This window comes from Pseudomonas sp. S3E12 (genome assembly GCF_001702295.1).
Classification (GTDB): domain Bacteria; phylum Pseudomonadota; class Gammaproteobacteria; order Pseudomonadales; family Pseudomonadaceae; genus Aquipseudomonas; species Aquipseudomonas marginalis.
Genome location: NZ_MBDT01000009.1, coordinates 17,882 through 34,820, shown reverse-complemented (window position 1 = coordinate 34,820; position 16,939 = coordinate 17,882). Strand labels below are relative to the sequence as shown.

Annotated in this window: 16 protein-coding genes; 4 read left to right on the top strand and 12 right to left on the bottom strand. The window is 51.5% G+C overall.

The genetic code is table 11. The annotated features are described in order from the left end of the window. Positions 1 to 65 precede the first annotated feature (65 nt). The 12 genes from BB029_RS11765 to rfbF all read right to left on the bottom strand — a co-directional run bounded on the left by BB029_RS11765 (position 66) and on the right by rfbF (position 11,894). Positions 66 to 1,043 (bottom strand): GDP-L-fucose synthase, encoded by a 978-nt coding sequence (locus BB029_RS11765; protein ID WP_065939285.1) that lies wholly within the window; start codon positions 1,041 to 1,043, stop codon positions 66 to 68. A 1-nt stretch (position 1,044) separates the two neighbouring features. Beyond that, positions 1,045 to 2,169, bottom strand: coding sequence for a GDP-mannose 4,6-dehydratase (gene gmd / locus BB029_RS11760; RefSeq protein WP_065939284.1), 1,125 nt, complete (start codon positions 2,167 to 2,169; stop codon positions 1,045 to 1,047). 31 nt (positions 2,170 to 2,200) lie between these two features. Further along, positions 2,201 to 3,160, bottom strand: a complete 960-nt coding sequence (locus BB029_RS11755; RefSeq protein ID WP_065939283.1) for a GDP-mannose 4,6-dehydratase — start codon at positions 3,158 to 3,160, stop codon at positions 2,201 to 2,203. A 4-nt stretch (positions 3,161 to 3,164) separates the two neighbouring features. Then, positions 3,165 to 4,265 (bottom strand): glycosyltransferase family 1 protein, encoded by a 1,101-nt coding sequence (locus BB029_RS11750; RefSeq protein WP_065939282.1) that lies wholly within the window; start codon positions 4,263 to 4,265, stop codon positions 3,165 to 3,167. Beyond that, positions 4,262 to 5,113, bottom strand: coding sequence for a glycosyltransferase family 2 protein (locus BB029_RS11745; protein WP_083236373.1), 852 nt, complete (start codon positions 5,111 to 5,113; stop codon positions 4,262 to 4,264). Before BB029_RS11745 ends, BB029_RS11750 begins: the two co-directional genes overlap by 4 nt. A gap of 5 nt (positions 5,114 to 5,118) precedes the next feature. After that, positions 5,119 to 6,597, bottom strand: coding sequence for a lipopolysaccharide biosynthesis protein (locus BB029_RS11740; protein WP_065939280.1), 1,479 nt, complete (start codon positions 6,595 to 6,597; stop codon positions 5,119 to 5,121). Between the two features lie 167 nt (positions 6,598 to 6,764). Beyond that, positions 6,765 to 7,418 (bottom strand): hypothetical protein, encoded by a 654-nt coding sequence (locus BB029_RS11735; protein ID WP_065939346.1) that lies wholly within the window; start codon positions 7,416 to 7,418, stop codon positions 6,765 to 6,767. Beyond that, positions 7,405 to 8,280, bottom strand: a complete 876-nt coding sequence (locus BB029_RS11730; protein ID WP_065939279.1) for an NAD(P)-dependent oxidoreductase — start codon at positions 8,278 to 8,280, stop codon at positions 7,405 to 7,407. The genes BB029_RS11735 and BB029_RS11730 overlap by 14 nt, the downstream gene beginning before the upstream one ends. Next, positions 8,277 to 9,503 carry a class I SAM-dependent methyltransferase gene (locus BB029_RS11725; protein ID WP_065939278.1) on the bottom strand — a complete coding sequence of 409 codons (1,227 nt, stop codon included), beginning with the start codon at positions 9,501 to 9,503 and terminating at the stop codon, positions 8,277 to 8,279. The genes BB029_RS11730 and BB029_RS11725 overlap by 4 nt, the downstream gene beginning before the upstream one ends. After that, a complete protein-coding gene (rfbC, locus tag BB029_RS11720) occupies positions 9,500 to 10,051 on the bottom strand; it encodes a dTDP-4-dehydrorhamnose 3,5-epimerase (protein ID WP_065939277.1) in 552 nt (183 codons plus the stop codon). The genes BB029_RS11725 and rfbC overlap by 4 nt, the downstream gene beginning before the upstream one ends. After that, on the bottom strand, positions 10,048 to 11,127 hold the full coding sequence (gene rfbG / locus BB029_RS11715; RefSeq protein ID WP_141696518.1) for a CDP-glucose 4,6-dehydratase: 1,080 nt from the start codon (positions 11,125 to 11,127) through the stop codon (positions 10,048 to 10,050). The genes rfbC and rfbG overlap by 4 nt, the downstream gene beginning before the upstream one ends. After that, positions 11,124 to 11,894, bottom strand: coding sequence for a glucose-1-phosphate cytidylyltransferase (gene rfbF, locus BB029_RS11710; RefSeq protein WP_065939275.1), 771 nt, complete (start codon positions 11,892 to 11,894; stop codon positions 11,124 to 11,126). The genes rfbG and rfbF overlap by 4 nt, the downstream gene beginning before the upstream one ends. A gap of 317 nt (positions 11,895 to 12,211) precedes the next feature. Between rfbF and BB029_RS11705 the strand changes: the two genes are divergently transcribed. From BB029_RS11705 to BB029_RS11690, 4 genes are all read left to right on the top strand, one after another. Further along, a complete protein-coding gene (locus BB029_RS11705; RefSeq protein ID WP_371914614.1) occupies positions 12,212 to 13,318 on the top strand; it encodes a UDP-glucose 4-epimerase family protein in 1,107 nt (368 codons plus the stop codon). Between the two features lie 38 nt (positions 13,319 to 13,356). Next, positions 13,357 to 14,403, top strand: coding sequence for a glycosyltransferase family 4 protein (locus BB029_RS11700; RefSeq protein WP_065939273.1), 1,047 nt, complete (start codon positions 13,357 to 13,359; stop codon positions 14,401 to 14,403). A gap of 84 nt (positions 14,404 to 14,487) precedes the next feature. Further along, positions 14,488 to 16,482: a nucleoside-diphosphate sugar epimerase/dehydratase gene (locus tag BB029_RS11695; protein ID WP_141696524.1), complete on the top strand. Its 1,995-nt coding sequence runs from the start codon at positions 14,488 to 14,490 to the stop codon at positions 16,480 to 16,482. A gap of 111 nt (positions 16,483 to 16,593) precedes the next feature. Then, a complete protein-coding gene (locus BB029_RS11690; RefSeq protein WP_065939271.1) occupies positions 16,594 to 16,926 on the top strand; it encodes a helix-hairpin-helix domain-containing protein in 333 nt (110 codons plus the stop codon). Positions 16,927 to 16,939: the final 13 nt, after the last annotated feature.

Sequence of the window (16,939 nt, the reverse complement as noted above, 5' to 3'; positions counted from 1 at the left end):
AGGAATTGAAATGAGAAGGGCGCACAGAATGGTCTCCGGGTGGAGCCATTCCATGCGCCTTGTCGCTAGCGCGAACGCGCGTGAAGGGCATTCTCAGAAAACCACGAGTAGGCATCCCGCAACCCATCCTCGAGGCTGATAGTCGCTCGCCAGCCCAGCTGCTGCAGCCGGGAGACGTTCATCAGCTTTCTCGGCGTCCCGTCTGGTTTACTCGCATCAAAGCCCAGGCGACCTTTGAATCCGGTAACCTTTGCGATGGTTTGAGCCAGTTCTCGGATAGTGCAATCTTCCCCGGTACCTACGTTGATGTGAGAGAGCATCGGCTCGGTATGGGCGCCATACTGCTCGGGGCTCAGTTCCATGATATGCACTGACGCGCTTGCCATATCATCGACATGCAGGAATTCACGCATCGGCGAGCCGCTGCCCCAGATCACTACCTCTTCGACATTCTGTTCGACTGCATCATGGAATCTACGCAATAGGGCTGGAATGACGTGGGAGTTCTCCGGATGGAAGTTGTCATTAGGCCCATATAAGTTGGTGGGCATGGCACTACGGTAATCACGACCATACTGACGGTTATAACTCTCGCACAACTTGATCCCTGCGATCTTTGCAATTGCGTAAGGCTCATTGGTTGGCTCGAGCACGCCAGTCAGCAAAGCGTCCTCAGCCATCGGCTGTTGGACCTTGACCGGGTAAATACAAGAGGACCCCAGAAACAACATCTTCTGCACATCATGTTGATGTGCCGCGTGGACGATGTTTGCCTGCATCATCAGGTTTTCGTAAATGAACTCTGCCGGATAGGTGTTATTGGCGTGAATACCACCCACCTTGGCGGCGGCCATATACACCTGCTCAATCTTGTTCTCGGCAAAAAACGCCGTAACCGAATGTTGATCCAGCAGGTTCAATTGAGCCCTGTCTCGAGTCACAATATTCGTGTAACCCAACGCTTGCAGGCGACGGACAATGGCCGATCCGACCATTCCCTTATGGCCAGCAACAAACACACACTCGCTCAAGTGGCGTGACATCCTAGTTCTCCAGCGATACCGGCAAGTCATAACCATGGTTCTTCAGCAGCGCATGACGCTGAGCGACTTTCAGGTCTTCGCGAACCATTTCAGCGCACATTTCATGTGCGGTGATTTCCGGTACCCAGCCCAGCTTGGTTTTTGCTTTAGTCGGGTCACCAAGCAGGGTTTCAACCTCGGCAGGACGGAAGTAGCGAGGGTCGACACGAACCAGCGTATCGCCAACCTTAAGCGCAGGGGCCTTGTCGCCCACAATGGATTCAATAATGCCGCGTTCTTCAACGCCAGTGCCTTCAAAACGCAGAGTGAGGCCGAGTTCAGCAGCAGACCAGCTAATGAAATCTCGAACGGAGTACTGTACGCCGGTTGCAATTACGAAATCTTCAGGGACGTCTTGCTGCAGCATCATCCACTGCATGCGCACGTAATCCTTGGCATGCCCCCAATCGCGCAGCGCATCCATATTGCCCATGTAGAGGCACTGTTCCAGACCTTGCGCGATGTTGGCTAGGCCACGAGTAATCTTGCGCGTCACGAATGTCTCGCCACGTCGTGGAGATTCGTGGTTGAACAGAATTCCGTTGCAGGCATGCATGCCATAGGCTTCACGGTAGTTGACTACGATCCAATAGGCGTAAAGCTTAGCCACCGCGTACGGCGAGCGCGGATAAAACGGCGTAGTTTCTTTTTGAGGGGTTTCCTGAACCAGGCCGTAGAGCTCGGAAGTAGAAGCCTGGTAGAACCGGGTCTTTTTCTCGAGTCCGAGCAGGCGGATAGCTTCAAGAATGCGCAAGGTGCCCATTGCATCGACATCGGCCGTGTACTCAGGCGACTCGAAGCTCACGGCTACGTGAGATTGCGCACCCAGATTATAGACCTCGTCAGGCTGAACCTCCTGAATAATACGGGTCAGGTTGGACGAGTCGGTCAAGTCGCCATAGTGAAGGATGAAGCGCTGGTTATCTACATGTGGATCCTGGTAGATGTGATCGACACGCTGGGTGTTGAAGGACGATGCACGTCGCTTGATACCGTGGACCTCATAGCCCTTTTCCAGCAGCAGTTCAGCCAAATAGGAGCCGTCCTGGCCGGTGATCCCGGTAATTAGCGCTTTTTTCAGGGTCATGTCTACGTCCTAGAATTCTTTGAATATGTAGTTAGATTGCATTCAGCATGCTGGTGATGACGTCTGTCATCTTAGATTGAGCTTTCCATCCCAAAACACGTTCGGCCTTGGCTGGGTCCGCACGGCTGATCAACAGGTCTGTGGGTCGGAAGAACTCTTGCGATTGGTCGACATGCATCTTCCAGTCCATGCCTAACTGTGTAAACGTTTCATCGACGAATGCTTCCAGTGTACGTGTCTGGCCAGTTGCAATCACGAAATCACTCGGTTCCTCGCACTGCAACATCCTCCACATGGCATCGACATACTCTGGGGCGGCTCCCCAATCGCGAGCGATATCCAGACGCCCAAGCGTCAACCGCTCGCCCGAACCTGCAGCGATACGTTTGGCCGTAGTCACAATTTTTTGTGTCACAAACCTGGAAGGGCGCAATGCGGATTCATGATTGAACAGAATGCCGGTACAAGCGAAAAGATTATAAGCCTCACGATAATTATCGACCAGCCAGAAAGCGGAGGATTTAGCCACTGCATAAGGGCTGCGAGGGTGAAAGTTCGTACTCTCGGAGGCCGGTTCGCCATTGGTATCACCGAAGCACTCGCTGGAACCTGCTTGATAAAATCGAATGGGCCGCTCGGTCATGCGACACGCCTCAAGCATGTTCAGCGTCCCAAGCGTGATGCTTTGGATTGTTTCGGCGGGTTGCTCGAATGACAGCCCGACGGAAGATTGTCCAGCGAGGAAATACACTTCATCTGGTTGACTGCGTTTGAGTGCCATGAAAACACTGCGAAAGTCCTCAGGCACCATCGATAGCAATTTAACTTTCGAGAGAATGTCCAGTCGCTTCAGATTGGTGAACGAGGAGCCCTGAGCGTCCCTCGACGTGCCCCATACGGTGTAGCCTTTATCGAGTAGGAGCTTGGCGAGATAGGCCCCATCCTGGCCACTTACACCGCAAATCAGGGCTGTTTTTTCTGAATATTCCAAAACATTACCTTTGTAGGGACTGGTAGATCGATAGTGTTTCCTGGGAGCAGCGTTGCCATGAGAAATGTTTCAGGCGCTCATGACCAAGCTCAACCAATCGTGCGGTTTCACTATCAGAGTACACCACTCTTTCTATCGCTCCGGCCATTTCCTCGTCATTGTTTGGATCGAAAAGGATGCCCGCATCGCCGATAACCTCTGGCATTGAGCTGGTACCGCTGCTGATGACGGGGCAGGAGTGTGCCATGGCCTCCAGGGGAGGGAGGCCGAACCCCTCATAAAGAGAGGGATAGATGAATGCCTTGGCACCGTCGTAGAGTTGGCCAAGAACGGCATCATCACCACCGATTTGACGAACCTGATCTACAGAAAAGCCAAGTTGTTTGACCTTCTCCAGCTCGCTGTCAGAAAAGGCACCGCCTCCAAAGGCGACAATGTCAAACTCAGCTTTCAATCGACGTGAACTTGATACGGCCTCAAGCAACCCGAAAAAGTTTTTGTAACCATGTCGACTTCCGACATACAGCAAGTAAGGCTTGAGCGATGCCGTGCCAGGCTGCTCTAAAGTCGGTTGGAACTGTTCGAAACCGAGATGTACGACGGATAGTTTACTTTCGGGTACGCCAAACAGATTCATGAGGTCTCGTCGGGTGCTCTCCGAGATACAAATGACGTGGTCCGCGCGCTCGACCGCACGCCGTTTTAATGAGGTGGTTTGATCCTTGGGTGAAAAGTTCTCCGGGAAGAGCTCGTGGATCATATCGTAGACGGTCAGGACCACGGGGCATCCTTTAGGCGTGGCACTAAAGCGCGAGAAGTAGGTTTCATGCGCAACTTGAGGTTTCCAACCTCGCATCGCCTGTTGGCCCAAGAGGTGGTTGTATATCAAGGCCAGCCTTGTCGTGCGCGGAGGATACGTCTGCACAGCGCGACCATGGACGATGCCTTCGGACATGGACTTCAAATAAACGTTGCGATGGAGGGGCGCGAAGATGCCGACCTCATGGCCTGTGGCGAACATCTGCTCGGCAATGCACGAAAAATAGCGAGAGATGCCACCGTAGTTCTGCAGGCAGAATATTTGGTGATCGAAGGCGATTTTCATTTTTTCCTTCTTATTTTCAGTTCATATCTAATTTGTAGCCTGGCTGCAATAAGATTGATCTTCATCAGAAATAAAAAAACTCTTAATTTGACCTTGATTTCACTGCCTTTCAATAAAGAGAAAGTGTTTATGAAAAGGTCGTAAAAAGGGAATAGCCAATTAATCCAGCGTTTTCTATATAGTGAAAAAATTTTCAGGCTATTACTAACCCCAGCTCGGCCCAAGACGACATACCCTTCGTCCAGACGTTTTAACTTGCCTTTGCTAAGGAGGGTCAATACAAAAAACCAGTCACACGCCAAAAAACAGGTATTCGCAGCTCGCCAGTCTTTTATTGATTCTCGACGGAATAGAGAGTAATACCTCCCGTTGGAGTGCCAGGTTCTGAAAAAATTATTGATCCGCTGTGCAGGCTCGCTTTCATCACGCGTCTGATCGCCCATTGCGACAGGGTCGAATTGACCATCCTCAAATCGTGTGGGTGAAGTCGAGCCAAGGTAGTCTTTGTGTTCATCGAGAAAGTTCAGGTTTTTCTCAAGAAAGTCAGGAGATCGAATGTCGTCCGCGGCCGCCCACATGAAATATTCAGTGCGGGCCTCCTGAAGTACATAGTCAAAGTTACGCTCTGCACCAAGATTCTTGGGTTGGCGAATATACGTAATTCTGTCATCTGCCTTGGCGTAGCGTCGACAGATATCTTCTGTGGTGTCGGTTGAGGCGTTATCGGAAATAAGTAAGATAAAATCTTGGTATGTTTGTGAGAGAATTGACTCTAGGACAGACTCTAGAGTGGATGCACCGTTATAGACGGGCATTCCAATTGTTACGCGTGTATTCGAGTTTTCCATGATTCTCACCGAGACTTAAATCGTAGGATGACAAAATAAAAACATGTGCCCATCATCGCCATTAAGCAGATCACCATTGATATTGCGGAGAAGAGTATTCCTTTTTCCCACCTGAAGGAGTAGTGAAGTATCATCATCACAGTTAACGAAATAGAAGTCGGAAGTAGCACGGCTCGCCCGTACCAGGATGGCATGACTGAGCGCACAAGGCGTCTATACATGATAGGTACAAGTACTAAAACATATCCTAAGTTTAATAACATCCAGGGCAGTGCAGCGCCCGATAGGCCGTAAAATTTCGCAAAAAAATACGTCGCAGGTAATATAAAAATAATGGCAAAAAGATTTTGCCAGAATGCCAAAGCTGTCCAGTTGTTTGAAAGCTGCAGGGCGTAAGGCATGCTGACAAAGGAGTTGAACATTGCCCCTATTGAAATCAGTGCTAAGGCGCCTGATGCCGATTGAGCTAGTTCCTCATTATGTGTCCACAAGACTAACAAGTCTTGGGCATAAAAAGCGATCCATATAGAAAGCGGCGCAACGAGTCCGCCGACTATGCAGCAGGCTTTTAAGTAAGTACTTTTCAGTTCGTCTTCATCGTTCAGCTCAACTAGTTGAGTGAACCTAGGATAATAAGCATTGAAGACCGGTCCCACCACTCGGAAGCAGAGAGTGCCCAGCGTCCATGCGAGCATATAATAACCGAACATGTTGATCGGCAGGATGGTCGAGAGGATTATCTTATCAACTTGAGTAAGTATAAATGCCAGTATGTTGACGCCGCCGACACCGAGGGCAAACTTTCTCACCTTGGCAACCGCCGCAAAATTAAATCTCTTCGCTATTCCTTTGATGTTGAATTCATGTCGGAGGGAAAAGCGCAGTGCTAAAGCAGTTGCCATGCCGATGATGCACTGCCAGGCAAAAAAAGCCTCTACTGTCGGTGCAATCATCCATAAAACCAAAACAGCGCCGGCTCCTTTTAAGGAGGCGCTTAGGACGCCAACCACATTGACAGTCAACTGTCTTTGCAAGCCTATTAAGCAACCATTGTAAAAGGCCAGGGGGAATTGAGCCGCTATAGCGGCACCCATGAGGCGGAGGGCGTTGACTGCAGCGACCAAGTGCTCGTCATTAATCTTCAACCAGTATTCTGCAATTAACGGAGCAGCCATTATTACTGCGCCGCCAACCAGGAAGGCCATTCCCCAAAATAGAATTTCTATCGTCATAAGGAGGGATATGATTCTTTTCTTTTCTACTTGGGATGCGTCGTTGTAGGTGGTGATTTCTCTAATGGCTGTGGCACTCAAACCGGCGTCCAGGACGGCCAGGCTAGAGGATAAAACTACAAAAAAACCTACTAGGCCGTAACCTTCAGCTCCAATAAATTTCAAGTAGAAGGGCACAAAAACGAAGCCCATGAGAGCAATCCAGCCTTGCCCGGCAAAGTTGGATAACATGTTCCGTCGAATAAGACTCATCTAAGCAGATGCCTTTTGAATGTTTTGCTTTTTAAGAATTTGTTCATGGATATTTTGAAAAGGCTGAAATAAAAACTGTCTGCAATGCTAGGAGGCTAGAAACCGCACTCGTCTTAAAAATTAGACGGAACGATGCTGAGTCCTCGACAAAAGGTCTTGTGCTCTTATTAAATTCGAAAAAAGTCTTCAAGGATGTTTCTTTTTAAGGGCTTAATCGAGAGTGTACGAGCTTCCCCTGAAAATACCATGCAGCTTCCTTTTATGTTGGTGTTCGTAACGCTCACCCCCTGAGCTATTATTGAATGATCACCGACAATGCTCCTGCCTATAATTGCCGAGTTAGGATACATGATCACACCTTCACCAAGGCTAGGTGCGATGCCGTGATTTTTTCCAACCGTTGAGTTCTGGTAAATGACGAAGTAGTTACTGTAGTCGGCTTTCGCCAAAACGATGCCGGTGGAGTGCCCGATGAAAAAAATATCTGGCATTTTTATCTCATAGAACATATCAATGCCATTCAGCATTTTATTTAAAAGAAATAGTTTTGTGGCGATATCGGTTTCTTGAGTATTGCGCCAGATGGTGTTGGCTAAAAAATAAAGATACGTGCAGTATTGAGATGAGTGCAAATAGTTGAAGCTATTCTTTTCCCAAGTTTTAACTGCGTTCACACACACCATTAAGCGGTTCAAGGCCTCGCCAATATGTTGTTCAATCGTGTGTTTTATAGGTGCGCTTTTTCCGTCGGGGAAAAAAGCACTCAACTGCGCGGTCGTATAGTCAATTAATTCGCTGCGACTAAAGTTAACGAGGTTCATGGTCAGTTTCACCGTCGGCATGAAGTCCTAGTGCCTGGTTCAGTTTTTTCGGCGAGCCCCAAAAGGCTAGCGGTTCGAGTGGAGAGTAGGGGTAGTGGCCAAGCTTTAATTTGATCGCACCACCTCTTTTTAGTGCGTGCTCTTCAACCAGGCGCCTCACGGAGATGGGATTGCCGCTGCAAATATTGAAGACGCCTTGGCATTGTGGGTTCTCAATCAAGGCGACAAGGCGTTCAGCCACGGCCTCTACGGGTAAGTAATCTCTCAACTGCTCGCCCTGTGACATGGGGAACTCTGCATCACCCGCCAACAACGCACGGTCGAGGAGCGCTAGAAGGCTTCCTGGGTTCTGCCCTTCACCGTAGGTATAAAACAGTCGTGCCCACTGCAAGGTAAACGTAGATTCGGCCATTAACGACTGCAGGTTACGGCGCAGGGTGTCCTTGGCTAAGGCGTATGCGTTGTTGGGGGAGGTCGCCGTCGCTTCCTCCAGGCTTCCCGACTGCATACCATACTCGAAACACGTGCCGGTGATCAGTAGGTGCTTATAACCTGCAGCCACAAGCGCTTTCAGGAATCCATAATCCGCAGGGAGCGTTTGCTCGAAATGGTAGAGCGCTTTGTAGTTCGGCAGGCCTGGCCATGCTAAGTGAATGACTGCATCAATTTCACCGAACACAGTTACATCAAGAAGCGGGTTGTGAATATCGCAGGCCAAAAAGCGCACCGTGTCCGGCCAGTTCAGGGGCTCGGCCCGCGCGGCATTGCGAGCGACTGCCGTCACGCTATGGCCTCGCTCCAGCAAACGAGCTACAACGTGGCGGCCGATAAACCCGCTGGCACCGGTTACGAGAACCTTCAAGTTAAGCTCCGTATTTGGGGGATGGCCACAACAAAAGTCGTTCCGCTTTCCTGAAGCGCGCGATTTTGCTCCAGTACTTCTTTTGCGATATTCCACGGCAGGATGAGCACAGTATCTGGCTGGGTCTGCGCTAGCTTCTGTGGTGAGAAAATAGGGATATGGCTACCGGGCAGGTATTTGCCTTGTTTCGACGGTGCCGCATCACAGACATAACTCAACAGGTCGGGCTTGATGCCTGCATAATTCAATAGAGTGTTGCCCTTGGCAGCAGCGCCATATGCAACAACCTGCTTGCCTTCACGCTTCTGTTCTATCAGGAAGCTGACCAAGCCATTCTTGACTTCATCGGCTCGCTGCTGAAAGCCACGATACACATCAAGATCCTGCAGGCCGAATCGCAGTTCGTCCGCTAATACGCGTTCGACATTTGCACTGTCTTCACGACGGTCGTCCATATGGCAGCCGAAGATCCTCAGGCTGCCACCATGTGTCGGCAGTTCCTCTACATCGCAGATCCGTAGGCCGGCTGCGGCGAAGATCCCTTTTACCGTATAAAGGGAGAGGTAGGAAAAGTGTTCGTGATAAACAGTATCGAACTGTATGTGTTCAATCAGTTGCTTGAGATGCGGGAACTCGAGCGTAATAGTGCCGCCGGGTTTCAATGCTGCCTTAAGGCCCAAGGTGAAATCATTGATATCCGGAACATGGGCGAAGACATTGTTGCCGGCAATTAGGTCGGCTTGTCGCCCCTCTTCGGTCAATCGGCGCCCCAGCGTCTCACCAAAGAACTCTCGTACTACCGGGATGCCTAACTTCTCTGCTGCCGCTGCGGTACTCGCAGTTGGTTCGATCCCCAAACAAGGGATGTTGGCCGCCACGAAGTTCTTCAGCAAGTAGCCGTCATTCGAGGCAACCTCAATAACAAAGCTGTTACTTCCCAGAGCGAGACGCGTGATCATGTCCTTCGAATAAGCCGCTGCGTGCTCCAGCCAGCTCGTTGAGGTCGACGAGAAATAGGCATAGTCCTTGGAGAAAAAAAGGTCTGCCTGAGCGTAGTCTTCGGTCTGCACAAGCCAGCAGTGGTCACACACTTTCAACTTGAGAGGAAAATAGACTTCCGGCGCGCACAGCTCTGACTCGTTCAGATATGAGTTGGAAGGAGGGGCAAACCCGAGGTCAAGAAATGTGTGTTGCAATGGCTTGCAGCAGTGGCGACAGTTCATACATGAAGTCCGGCGAATTCGTTGGAAAGCAAAGCGTGATTCTTGTCGCGCTCTGAAAGATCGGTAACGGGAAGTGGCCAGGTAATCCCAATTCGGGGGTCATCGTAACGCACTGCGCCCTCCGCGCCGGGGTCGTAAAAGGTGGTATGGAGGTAAAGTAGCTCACTCTCCGCTTCCAGTACCTGAAAACCATGGGCGCAGCCTTGAGGAATAACCAGCATGCGGCCGGTTTCCGGGCTCAGTTCTTCCGCGTGCCACTGCAGAAACGTCTTGGAGTGCGCGCGCAAATCAACGACTACGTCCCACACTCGTCCTTTGAGGCAGCGCACAAGCTTCATTTCCGCGTGCGGGGCATACTGGAAGTGCAGCCCGCGGACGGCACCGAGGGTGGTTGTGCGGGAGTGATTGATCTGTACGATTCGTTGCTCGCCAATGATGTCCGAAAGGCTTCTCTCGCAGAATAGTCGACTGAATGCACCGCGATGATCCTGAAAAGGTTGCGTCTCTGCCACTACAGCGCCGGCGATGGGCGTGTTTCTGATGTTCATGCTTGAATCCAGACACTGCCGGCACGGGAGGCGGCCTCGACGTATTGGGTCAATTGCTCAAGTGTGATGGCCTGCCCAGTGGAGGCTTGATGGCGATACCAATCAGCCGTCATCTTCAGGCCTTCTTCCAGGCTCCATACCGGCTGCCAATCCAATCGGCTTCTCGCTTGGGCGCAATCGAGATAGAGCAGGTTGGCTTCATGGGGTTGGGGCGTGGCGGTAGTTTGCCAGGCCAGCTCAGGCCAGTACTTCTGCAAGCCGCATAACACCTGAGCAACGGTGCGATTGTCTTGTGCCGCCGGGCCAAAATTCCAGGCAGTTGCCACGGCTTTATCGGCTTGCAGAAGGTGCTGGCCCAGTAACAGGTATCCAGACAAGCATTCGAGTACGTGTTGCCAAGGGCGAGTGGACCCAGGAGAGCGGATCTCCAGCGGGCTGCTTGCCGTTATCGATCTCACCAGATCCGGCACCAGACGATCCTCGGACCAGTCGCCGCCGCCAATTACGTTTCCTGCACGTGCTGAAGCGATCAAAGGCCCATTTGTGCCACTGCAGAAAGATTTTCGATAGCTTTCGACGACCAGCTCACAGGCTGCTTTTGAGGCGCTATAGGGGTCATGACCACCGAGGGGGTCATTTTCACGATAGCCCCAAGGCCACTCTTTGTTGGCGTAGACCTTGTCCGTGGTAATGACGACAACTGCTTGCACGCTGGGCGTCAGGCGACAAGCCTCAAGTATGTTGGCAGTGCCCATCACATTCGTGGACCAGCTTTCAAGCGGATCGCGATAGGAGCGGCGGACAAGGGCTTGGGCGGCCAGGTGGAAGACGATCTCAGGCTGCGACTGATCAAAGGCTGCCCGCACGCACGCGGCGTCGCGAATATCGCCGCGCAGGTCAAGGGCGGGGGTATTTAACAGGCTCCAGTGGTCTGGTGAACTCTCGGGGTTCAGGCCCAGCCCGGTAACCTCTGCGCCGAGTTCTGCAAGCCATGCAGCCATCCAACTGCCTTTGAATCCCGTGTGTCCGGTGAGCAGGATCCTGCGACCGCTATAAACATCATCAAACTGTTTCATGCCCAGTGCTTCCAGGGTGGATTACCCTTGGCCCAAAGATCTTCCAGATGATTTTTATCGCGTAGCGTATCCATCGCCTGCCAGAAACCACGATGCTCGTAGGACATGAGGTCCCCTTCGCGCGCAAGGCGCATCAATGGTTCTGCCTCCCAGATGGACTGGTCTCCATCAATGTAGTCAATCACTTTGGGATCAAGTACGAAATATCCACCGTTGATCCATGCGCCGTCACCCGCTGGCTTTTCTTGAAAACTACCAACCTGGTTGCCTTGGATGTTCAATGCACCATAGCGACCAGGCGGCTGGATCGCCGTTACCGTTGCGAGTTTGCCATGTGCCTTATGGAAATCGATCAAGTGGCGGATATTCAGGTCCGCAACACCATCGCCGTAGGTAAAGCAAAACGGTTCGTCACCCAAGTGCTCTCGTACACGCTTGAGACGTCCACCGGTCATGGTTTCTTCACCGGTATTGACCAGAGTGACCCGCCATGGCTCTACGTAGCGTTGGTGAACTTCCATGGTGTTGTTGGACATGTCGAAGGTGACATCTGACATGTGCAGGAAATAGTTGGCGAAGTACTCCTTGATGACATATCCCTTATAGCCACAGCAAATGACGAAATCATTGATTCCATAATAAGAGTAGATTTTCATGATATGCCAGAGAATGGGCTTACCGCCTATCTCGATCATCGGTTTGGGACGTAGATGAGACTCTTCAGAAATACGCGTGCCCAGCCCGCCCGCCAAAATTACCGCCTTCATGGGAAACCTTACCTGTTAACGCCTATGAAAACCGCTCAATCAATCTGATGGTCACGGTTGTGACCCATAATACACGAGCGCTACAGATGGATTGGCAGACTGGCGGACTTTAGCATGGCCTTGGGTCATTAAATAGTCCTTGGCCGATGCAGGTTATTGAATTTACAAGCAAAAAAATGAACTGGTTTAATGACCTTGCATGCCTGTGTTGATTGTGGTGAGGCAGCCCTGATCGCAGCTCGGCTGTCTGATTCAGGAGGGGCAGTCTAAAAAACCTTGCTGTAACATTCAGAATGAGGCTGCCAAAATGACGGCAATTGCTCGACCCGTTTCCAATGCTGGGCGATGATTCGCTATTGCATCTCTCATGGGCGCGACCGGGTCGCTGGCGTGTTCTTTATCACAAAGATGACGTCGAAATATTTGGATGTGTTTATGCGGTTGGAGAGTGTGGATTGAGTCATAAGAAAACAGTCTTCGTTACCGGTGCAAGCGGCTTCGTGGGCTCTGCGTTGATAGAGCATCTGGTGTCAACTGGTAGTTATCAGGTGCTGGCACTTGTCCGTCGCGACGGTGTGGTTCTGCCATCAGACGCCATTCCAGTACGCGTAAGTGAAGACTATCTCGCCGGAGAGGCCCTTCCTTTTGCTGGGGTGGATGCGCTTATTCATTGCGGCGCGCGCGTTCACGTCATGTCCGATACCACGAGTGATCCGCTGGCAGAGTATCGCAAAGTCAACGTGCAAGGGACTTTGAGACTGGCAGCGCAAGCCGCGCAGGCGGGTGTCAAACGCTTCATTTTTATCAGTTCAATTAAGGTCAACGGCGAAGGCACTCAATTGGGCCAGCCTTACACGGCGGACGATCTTCCCGCTCCTTGTGATCCTTACGGGATTTCCAAGATGGAAGCCGAGCAGCAGCTTCGGCTACTTTCACAGGAAACCGGTATGGAAGTCGTTATTATTCGTCCAGTTCTGGTTTATGGGCCGGGCGTCAAGGCGAACTTTCGCAAGATGATGGAGTGGCTGAACAAAGGGGTTGCCCTGCCATTGGGGGCAATTCACAACCGGCGTAGTCTGGTAGCGCTGGATAATCTGGTTGATCTGATTGTTACGTGCCTGCACCATCCCGCAGCTGCCAACCAGACGTTCCTGGTCAGCGATGATGATGATATGTCTACGTCGGAACTATTGACGCGTATCGGGAAGGCATTAGCCAAGCCGGCCCGACTCATCCCTGTCCCCGCCACCTTGCTGCAATGGTGCATGATACTGATAGGGCGAAGGGGGGTTGGCCAGCGTGTGTGCGGGTCTTTACAGGTTGATATCAAGAAAACCCGTGATCTTCTTGGGTGGACGCCGCCTTCCACGGTAGCTGTTGCTTTACGCAAAACCGTTGAGCGTTTTAAAGGAAACTTGAAGTAGTTGGTTCGTTTAAATATGAACCTGAATTGGAGCCGTTGATGAACCACTTACTGTGGCTTGCGCCTTTCGTGGCAGCCCTTGCACTTGTATTGACTTGGTTTTTGCGGCGCTATGCGCTATCCAGAAGTTTGATCGACATACCTAACACACGCAGCTCTCACTCGATTCCAACTCCCAGGGGAGGAGGGGTTGCTATTGTTGTGAGCTTTCTAGTAATGCTGCCAGTATTTTTCATAAACGGTATGGCCCTCCCATCGGTCATCTGGGCGCTTCTGGGCGGAGGCGTTGCGGTCGCGATCCTCGGGTTTCTAGACGATCATGGTCACATTGCAGCGCGTTGGCGCTTATTGGGGCATTTCAGTGCCGCGTTGTGGGCGATCTTCTGGATCGACGGCCTGCCCGCTATCACTTTTCCGGGGGGCATGATCAATCTCAGTTGGTTTGGCAATGTCGCTGCTGTTTTTTATCTGGTATGGCTACTCAACCTTTACAATTTCATGGACGGAATTGACGGCTTAGCCAGTGTTGAGGCTATGTGTGTATGCCTGGGAGCCTGCTTAGTCTATCTATTGGGTGGTTACTCAATGCTTATTTGGTTACCGCTATTGTTAAGCATGGCAGTGCTTGGGTTTCTCTACTGGAATTTTCCGCCTGCAAAGATATTCATGGGCGATGCCGGTAGTGGTTTCCTTGGGTTCGTCCTTGGTGTGCTGTCCTTGGCGGCGGCATGGCAAAACGCAGATTTGCTGTGGGTATGGTTGATTCTTCTAGGCGTCTTTATCGTCGATGCGACCTTCACGTTGGTCCGTCGACTGGTGCGAGGTGACAAGGTATATGAGGCGCATCGCAGTCATGCCTATCAGTTTGCGTCCCGAAAAGTAGGGGGACATCTGCCAGTGACGCTTTCGGTCCTGGCGATCAACCTATTGTGGTTGACTCCCATCGCAATCGGCGTAGGTGTGTTAGGTCTAAATGGGTTGCTGGCGCTGGTCATCGCGTATGCGCCGTTGATCGCTCTAGCCGTCAAGTACAAAGCCGGCGAACTGGAAATACGTGATGTTGTTTTTCCAGCGAATGAGCTGTAGAAGCAGTAAGTCGTACACGTCATTGAAGTTAAGCATTACAGAGTTGTGACAGGTATAGGAGCGGCAGAGGTGTCTGAAGGGGTTGTGGGTAGCATCCGGTCGTATCTGGTAGGCCTTCCTCGGCGAAGGAAGCGTTTCCTGCAAGTGATTACAGACGTTTTTCTCGTCTGGGTAGCCTTGTGGCTGGCGTTTGTCGTTCGTTTAGGCGTGGACGACTTGATCAACCCTGTTGCGCAACATTTCTGGCTGTTTCTGAGCGCACCAGTAGTCGCTATCCCACTCTTCGTTCGTTTTGGAATGTATCGCGCTGTTATGCGTTACTTCGGTAACGACGCTTTGATCGTTATTATCAAAGCGGTCAGCCTTTCAGCGCTGATCCTCGGTGTGGTGGTTTACTTATACAGCAATCATCAGGCCGTCGTACCTCGCTCCATCATTTTCAACTACTGGTGGCTTAGCCTGGTAATGGTCGGAGGTTTGCGGCTGGCTATGCGGCAGTATTTTTTGGGTGATTGGTTCACGGCGGCGCAGCATGTGCCTTTTACCAGTAGAGAAGACGGTCTGCCGCGAGTTGCCATATATGGCGCGGGTGCTGCTGGAAATCAGTTGGTAGCGGCTTTGCGCATGGGGCGTGTCATGCGGCCAGTGGCCTTCATCGACGACGACGATGGTATATCTGATCGAGTAATTTCAGGTCTGCAAGTTTATAAGCCTAAACATATTCAGCGGATGATCGATGCAACAGGAGCACAGGAAATCCTGTTAGCCATTCCCTCGTCCAACAGAGGTCGGCGGCGGGAGATTTTAGGGTTCCTTGAAGGTTTTCCGTTGCATGTACGTAGTGTGCCCGGCTTCATGGACCTTGCCAGCGGGCGGGTAAAGGTGGATGACATTCAGGAAGTCGATATCGCGGACTTGCTGGGGCGGGATGCTGTTCCGGCGCAAGCAGAGCTCCTGGAGCACTGTATTACGCGGCAGAGCGTCCTCGTGACTGGGGCTGGTGGGTCTATAGGCTCTGAGTTATGTCGCCAGATTCTGACGTTGAATCCGACGACGTTATTATTACTGGAACATAGCGAATTCAATCTCTACAGCATTATGTCTGAGCTTGAGCAGCGTATCGCTCGCGAGTCGCTCTCCGTTCGACTGTTACCGATCCTGGGATCTGTACGTAACCAGAATAAGTTACTGGATATAATGAAAACGTGGCACGTCGATACTGTCTATCACGCGGCGGCGTATAAGCATGTGCCCATGGTCGAGCACAACATTGCAGAAGGCGTATTGAACAATGTGATCGGTACGTTGAACACTGCTCAAGCCGCTCTAAAATCCGGCGTTTCTAACTTTGTACTTATTTCAACCGACAAGGCCGTACGTCCCACGAACATCATGGGCAGCACCAAGCGTCTTGCAGAGTTGACTCTTCAAGCTCTCAGCCGGGAACTGGCGCCTGTGCTGTTCGGCGAAAAAACTAATATTTCCCACGTCAACAAAACCCGTTTCACCATGGTTCGCTTCGGTAACGTGCTGGGTTCTTCCGGTTCCGTAATCCCGCTGTTTCACAAACAGATCAAGTCGGGGGGGCCTATCACGGTTACTCATCCGAAAATCACGCGTTACTTCATGACGATCCCTGAAGCCGCACAGTTGGTGATTCAGGCCGGTTCCATGGGCCAGGGCGGTGATGTTTTCGTGTTGGACATGGGCGAACCAGTAAAAATCGTTGAGCTCGCCGAGAGGATGGTCCACCTCTCCGGTTTAAGCGTGCGCTCCGATAGAAATCCTCAAGGCGATATTGCCATTGAGTTCACCGGATTACGCCCTGGTGAAAAGCTTTACGAAGAGTTGCTGATTGGTGACCACGTTGTCGCTACTCAGCACCCTATGATCATGAGCGCCAACGAAGACTACCTGTCCTGGGATGTACTCAAAGGCAAGCTGACAGAGTTGTTGACTGCTGTGGATCAGGACGACTACACCCGCGTCCGCCAACTTCTGCGCGACACCGTCAGTGGCTATTGCCCAGACGGCGAAATCGTCGACTGGATCTACCAGCAGCGGCGCTTGGAACCGTGATTTAACACTCTGTTACTCAAGCATTTTTGCCAAATCTCCAGCATCACCTAAGTTTGAAAAGCAGCTTCGGAAAAGCTGCTTTTCTCTCAACGATGTCATGGAGCGTCACCAATGCAAAACACCTACCTCACCTCCTTAATCTTCGCCTTCCTCACCACCCTCTCCGTCGCCACCAACGCAGCCCCGTCCATCAAACCCGAAGCCCAAACCCCGATCACCGCCCAGATGACCCAGGGCGAGCAATCTACCAAGGTCAACCTGAACGCCGCCGACGCCGAAACCCTGCGCCGTGACCTCTTCGGTATCGGTGCCGCTAAAGCCAAGGCGATCATCGCCTATCGCGACAGCAATGGTCCGTTCACGGCGGTGGATGAGTTGTTGGAAGTAAAGGGGATCGGCAAGGCGTTGCTGGAGAAGAATCGCGATAGGTTGGCCATCAACTGATCTATCCAGGAGG

Bases quoted from the DNA above. Each gene is read 5' to 3' on its own strand.
- rfbG (WP_141696518.1), bottom strand. From the start codon at position 11,127: ATGAAACAGTTTGATGATGTTTATAGCGGTCGCAGGATCCTGCTCACC.
- BB029_RS11740 (WP_065939280.1), bottom strand. From the start codon at position 6,597: ATGAGTCTTATTCGACGGAACATGTTATCCAACTTTGCCGGGCAAGGC.
- BB029_RS11700 (WP_065939273.1), top strand. From the start codon at position 13,357: ATGAACCACTTACTGTGGCTTGCGCCTTTCGTGGCAGCCCTTGCACTT.
- gmd (WP_065939284.1), bottom strand. From the start codon at position 2,169: ATGACCCTGAAAAAAGCGCTAATTACCGGGATCACCGGCCAGGACGGC.
- BB029_RS11735 (WP_065939346.1), bottom strand. From the start codon at position 7,418: ATGAACCTCGTTAACTTTAGTCGCAGCGAATTAATTGACTATACGACC.
- BB029_RS11725 (WP_065939278.1), bottom strand. From the start codon at position 9,503: ATGAACTGTCGCCACTGCTGCAAGCCATTGCAACACACATTTCTTGAC.
- BB029_RS11690 (WP_065939271.1), top strand. From the start codon at position 16,594: ATGCAAAACACCTACCTCACCTCCTTAATCTTCGCCTTCCTCACCACC.
- BB029_RS11750 (WP_065939282.1), bottom strand. From the start codon at position 4,265: ATGAAAATCGCCTTCGATCACCAAATATTCTGCCTGCAGAACTACGGT.
- rfbF (WP_065939275.1), bottom strand. From the start codon at position 11,894: ATGAAGGCGGTAATTTTGGCGGGCGGGCTGGGCACGCGTATTTCTGAA.
- rfbC (WP_065939277.1), bottom strand. From the start codon at position 10,051: ATGAACATCAGAAACACGCCCATCGCCGGCGCTGTAGTGGCAGAGACG.
- BB029_RS11765 (WP_065939285.1), bottom strand. From the start codon at position 1,043: ATGTCACGCCACTTGAGCGAGTGTGTGTTTGTTGCTGGCCATAAGGGA.
- BB029_RS11745 (WP_083236373.1), bottom strand. From the start codon at position 5,113: ATGGAAAACTCGAATACACGCGTAACAATTGGAATGCCCGTCTATAAC.